The sequence below is a fragment of the Amycolatopsis sp. NPDC003861 genome, assembly GCF_053605405.1.
In genome coordinates this window covers 1-4,243 of the sequence record NZ_JBSGJD010000434.1, presented here as the reverse complement: position 1 = coordinate 4,243, position 4,243 = coordinate 1, and the positions used below count along the sequence as shown (strand labels likewise).

The window sequence follows — 4,243 nt, the reverse complement described above, 5'->3', positions numbered from 1 at the left end:
CGCGCCGCCCCCGGCGCCCACCCAGACCGGGACGCGGCCGTCGGCCACCTCCCGGGCCCGGGTGAGCACCGAGGTGACCTCGGCGGGCGAGAGCGAGCTGAACTCGCCGGTGCCGCACGCGACGAACAGCGCACCGGCGCCCGCCGCGATGTGGCTCTCCACGTTCTCCGCGAGCGCGTCGAGGTTGACCTCGAGGTCCTCGGTGAACGGGGTGAGGGGGAACGCCAGCAGGCCGTCCAGCTCGATCTCGTTCTGTGCCATCAGTTTCCGCTCTCTCGTCCTTTTTCGGTTCGGCCGGGTGTGGCCTGCGTCAGGCGGGCACGGTCGTGCCTTCCTGCTTGCGGTCGACGTCGTCGTCGGCGGTGTTCACGGTGTCGACGATCTCATCGGCGGCCGCGCTGCGCTCGGGGGCGAGCAGTCCGAGGCCGATGTAGAGCGCGAGCGAAACGAGGATCGGGGTGGCGACGAGCACGGTCTGGTTCGCCTTGAAGACGTAGTACACCAGCGCGTAGTCGATCAGGCCGCCCGCCCAGGAGATCAGCGCCGCGCGCGGGCCGCACTTGCGGAACCACGGCAGCATGCCCAGCAGCAGCGGGATCGAGATCGGGCCCATCAGCGCGGCGACCCAGTTGACGACGATCTGCAGCACGCCGCCGAGGTTCTGCGCCTGGGTGGCCACGAGCATGGTCAGCGCGACGAACACGACCGTGGTGATCCGGGCCGCCTTGAGGCCCTGGACGTCGGTCCACTGCCGGGCGCGGCGGAACATCGCCGGGATCATGTCGCGGGTGATCACCGCGGAGATGGCGTTGGCGTCGGAGGAGACCATCGCCATGGTGTGCGAGAAGATGCCGGCCAGCACCAGGCCGATCAGGCCCGGCGGCAGGAACGTCGTGGTCATGATCGCGTAGGACTGCGTCGGGTCCTTGATGCCGGGGATGAGCAGCGGCGCGGCGAACATCGGGAACATCAGCACCAGCGGCCACAACAGGTACAGCGCGGACGAAAGCCGCGCACCCCGCTTGGCCTCGTGGGTGTTCGGCGCGGCCATGTACCGCTGCGCCAGGTTCCACATGCCTCCGTTGTACTCCAGCGTCTTCACCAGCACGTAGACGAGCAGGAAGATGGTGGTGTACTTGGACGTCACCGGGTCGACGTGGCCTTCGGGCAGCTTGTCCCACATCGTCCAGAGCGCCGAGATGCCGCCCAGCTTGCCCAGCACCACCACGATCATCACGATCGCGGCGATGGCCTGGATGACGAACTGGCCGAAGTCGGTGAGCGCGTCGGCCCACAGGCCGCCGATGGTGCAGTAGACCAGGGTGACCGCGCCGGTGATGAGAATGCCGAGGTTGTAGTCCAGGCCGGCGAAGACGTGCAGCAGCGTCGCGACGGCGAACCACTTGGCCGCGATGTCGAAGATCTTCAGCAGGCTGCCGCTCCAGGCGAGCGCCTGCTGCGTCGGCACATTGTACCGCTTGGCCAGGTACTCCAGCGGCGAGGCGACGCCGAGCTTCGAACGCAACCGGTTCCAGCGCGCGGCGAACAGCCAGCTGCCGATGCCCACGCCGATGCCGATGCTGGCGAAGCCCCAGAAGTACACGGTGACGCCGGTGGTGTACGCAACGCCCGCGTACGCGACGAAGAGCACGGCGCTGTAGCCGGACATGTGGTGCGAGATGCCGGCCAGCCACCACGGCATCCGGCCACCGGCGGTGAAGAAGTCCTTCACGTCGCTGATCCTCTTGTGCGACCACCAGCCGATCACGATCATCAGCGCGAAGTACGCGCAGATCATCGTCCAGTCGAGTGCGTGCACCGCAGGCTCCCTTCCGCGTCCACGTCGATGCGGTCTTGCTGTTCACATCTATGAACGGAGTCTGTTATAGTGATTATGTTCATCCATAAGAACGTTGTTCGGGACGCTAATATGGCCGGGGTCACAAGTCAACGGCCGGACGGAGGAGCACAAATGCCGCAGAAGGTGGACAACCCGGCGGCAGCCGACGGTGCCCCCGCCTCGGAGTCCTCGGGCGTCAAATCCGCACGCCGGGCCGTCGACCTCATCGAGACGTTCGCGGCGAACGACGTCTGGCTGTCCCTGTCGGACCTGCACGCGCGCACCGGCTTCCCGCGCTCGTCGCTGCACGGCCTGTTGAGGACGCTCTTGGAGGCCGGCTGGCTGGAAGCCGACACGAACACCGCCCGCTACCGCCTCGGCGTCCGCGCGCTGATCTGCGGCACGGCGTACCTGGACCGCGACGCCGTCGTCCCGTTCGCCACCGAGGCGCTGGAGCGCATCCGCGAGAAGACCGGCTTCACGGCGCACTTCGCGCGCCGCAACGGCACCGAGGTCGTCTACCTGGAGACGCGCGAGTCGCAACGGTCGACGCACCTGGTCTCCCGCGTCGGGCGCACGCTGCCCGCGCACGCGACCGCGCTGGGCAAGGCGCTGCTGGCCGAGCTGACGCACGACGAGATCGAAGCGCTGATGCCGCCGACGCTGACCGCGCTGACCCCGAACACCATCACCACGCTCGAAGGCCTGCACGCCGAGTGCGCCGCGACGCGCGAGCGCGGGTACGCCGCCGAGGTCGAGGAAGGCACGCTGGGGGTCCGGTGCGTCGCCGCGGTGATCCCCTACCGCATCCCGGGCACCGACGCGATCAGCTGCTCGATGCCCATCGCCCAGGTGAGCGACGACGACGCCCGCCGCGTCGGCGAGCTGCTCGCCGAGACCACCGCCGAGCTCGGCCAGCAGCTGCGCCGGGCCGGCATCCGTTAACCCTTCTGTGCGAGAGGAACCCCATGACGGACCAGCGCGTGCTCATCACCGGGTCGGCGGGTGTCGTCGGCACCCTGATGCGGCCCCGCTTGCGGCGCCCAGGCCGGGTGCTGCGCCTGCTCGACCTGGCCCCGCAGACGGCTTCGGACGAGTCCGAAGAGGTCGTGACGGCGTCGGTGACCGACCCGGCGGCGATGGCGGCGGCGTGTGAAGGCGTCGACGCGCTGATCCACCTGGGCGGGCACAGCCGCGAGAACTCGTGGGAGGCCACCCTCGACGTCAACATCAACGGGACGCAGACGGTCCTGGAGGCGGCGCGCGCGGCCGGGATCACCCGCGTGATCCTGGCGTCGAGCAACCACGCGGTCGGCTTCCGCAGGGTGGATTCCGACCTCCCGGCGGACTCGTCCCCGCGCCCGGACACGTACTACGGCGTCTCGAAGGCGGCGATCGAGGCGCTGGGGAGCCTGTACCACTCCCGGTTCGGCATGGACGTGATCGTGATCCGCATCGGCTCGTGCTTCGAGACACCGTTGCCGCTGGGCCCGCGCGGCTTGACGACCTGGCTGTCCCCGGACGACGGCGCGCGCCTGTTCGAGGCGTGCCTGGCGGCGCCGTCGCCGGGCTACCGCCTGATCTGGGGCGTCTCGGACAACACGCGCCGGATCTACTCGCTCGAGGAGGCGGAAGCCTTGGGCTACAAGTCGTTGGACGACGCGGAGGTGTACGCGGACCAGCTGGCGGACAAGCCGGCACCGACCGGCCCGGCGGCCGAGTACGTCGGAGGCCCGTTCTGCACGGCACCCCTGGGAGTGTTCAACCCGCTCTGACCCCGCCTCAATGCACCAGCGCGGCCAGCACCGACGGCGCCATCGCCATCCGGCCCGTCGTGTGCTGGTACCGGCGCACGATGTCACGACACCGGGCCCGGCACCCGACCCGCCGTTCGGCCTGCAACAGCCGGTTGCGCCGCGGCGGCGGGAACGCGGCGGCGAGGCGGGCGAGCACCTCTGCCCGGTCGGCTCCGACAGCGCGCAACACCCAGTCGGCGCCGGGATCGAGCGCAACGAGCGCCAGGGCAAGGTGTTCGACGCGGTGCCGGCGTTCCCGGCGGGCGAGCGCCAGCCGCAGGGACGCGCCGTAGGCGGCTTGGAGGTCCAGGCCGATCGGCGGCACCGCCCGGGCGCACCGCCGCCGGGCCCTCCCGGCTCCGAGTGGCAGCAGGAACTCCTTGGCGGGCGGCCGGTCCGCGAGGGCACCCGGCAGCGGCCCGAGGTCGACGCCGAGCACGGCGAGCGCTTCCCGGTCGGCGGCCGCGCCGGCGCCGTCCGGGGCCGCCCGCCGCACGGCCCGCTCGACATCCCCGAGCCCGGGCGGCGGACCTTCGGCAAGTCCCGGCGGCGGACCTCCGGCGACTCCTGACGGCGGGCCCTCGGCGAGTCCCAGCGGCGGCCCTCC

General features: G+C 70.7%; 5 protein-coding genes. 2 read left to right on the top strand and 3 right to left on the bottom strand.

Annotated features, from left to right (window positions below; translation table 11 throughout):
* Both ACWEVN_RS46795 and ACWEVN_RS46790 read right to left on the bottom strand, forming a co-directional pair.
* Positions 1 to 261, bottom strand: a 261-nt coding sequence (locus ACWEVN_RS46795) for a dihydrodipicolinate synthase family protein (RefSeq protein ID WP_452055573.1), incomplete at its 3' end; no start/stop codon positions are given.
* Between the two features lie 49 nt (positions 262 to 310).
* A complete protein-coding gene (locus ACWEVN_RS46790) occupies positions 311 to 1,819 on the bottom strand; it encodes a sodium:solute symporter family protein (RefSeq protein WP_449685587.1) in 1,509 nt (502 codons plus the stop codon).
* A gap of 153 nt (positions 1,820 to 1,972) precedes the next feature.
* Between ACWEVN_RS46790 and ACWEVN_RS46785 the strand changes: the two genes are divergently transcribed.
* Positions 1,973 to 2,785 carry an IclR family transcriptional regulator gene (locus ACWEVN_RS46785; RefSeq protein WP_449685586.1) on the top strand — a complete coding sequence of 271 codons (813 nt, stop codon included), beginning with the start codon at positions 1,973 to 1,975 and terminating at the stop codon, positions 2,783 to 2,785.
* Between the two features lie 23 nt (positions 2,786 to 2,808).
* Positions 2,809 to 3,615, top strand: a complete 807-nt coding sequence (locus ACWEVN_RS46780) for an NAD-dependent epimerase/dehydratase family protein (RefSeq protein WP_449685585.1) — start codon at positions 2,809 to 2,811, stop codon at positions 3,613 to 3,615.
* Positions 3,616 to 3,622: 7 nt separating this feature from the next.
* Here the strand turns inward: ACWEVN_RS46780 and ACWEVN_RS46775 are convergent, their stop codons facing one another.
* The gene (locus ACWEVN_RS46775) at positions 3,623 to 4,231 is read right to left on the bottom strand and encodes a Clp protease N-terminal domain-containing protein (RefSeq protein ID WP_452055574.1); all 609 of its coding nucleotides are present in this window, start codon (positions 4,229 to 4,231) and stop codon (positions 3,623 to 3,625) included.
* Between the last annotated feature and the right edge of the window lie 12 nt (positions 4,232 to 4,243).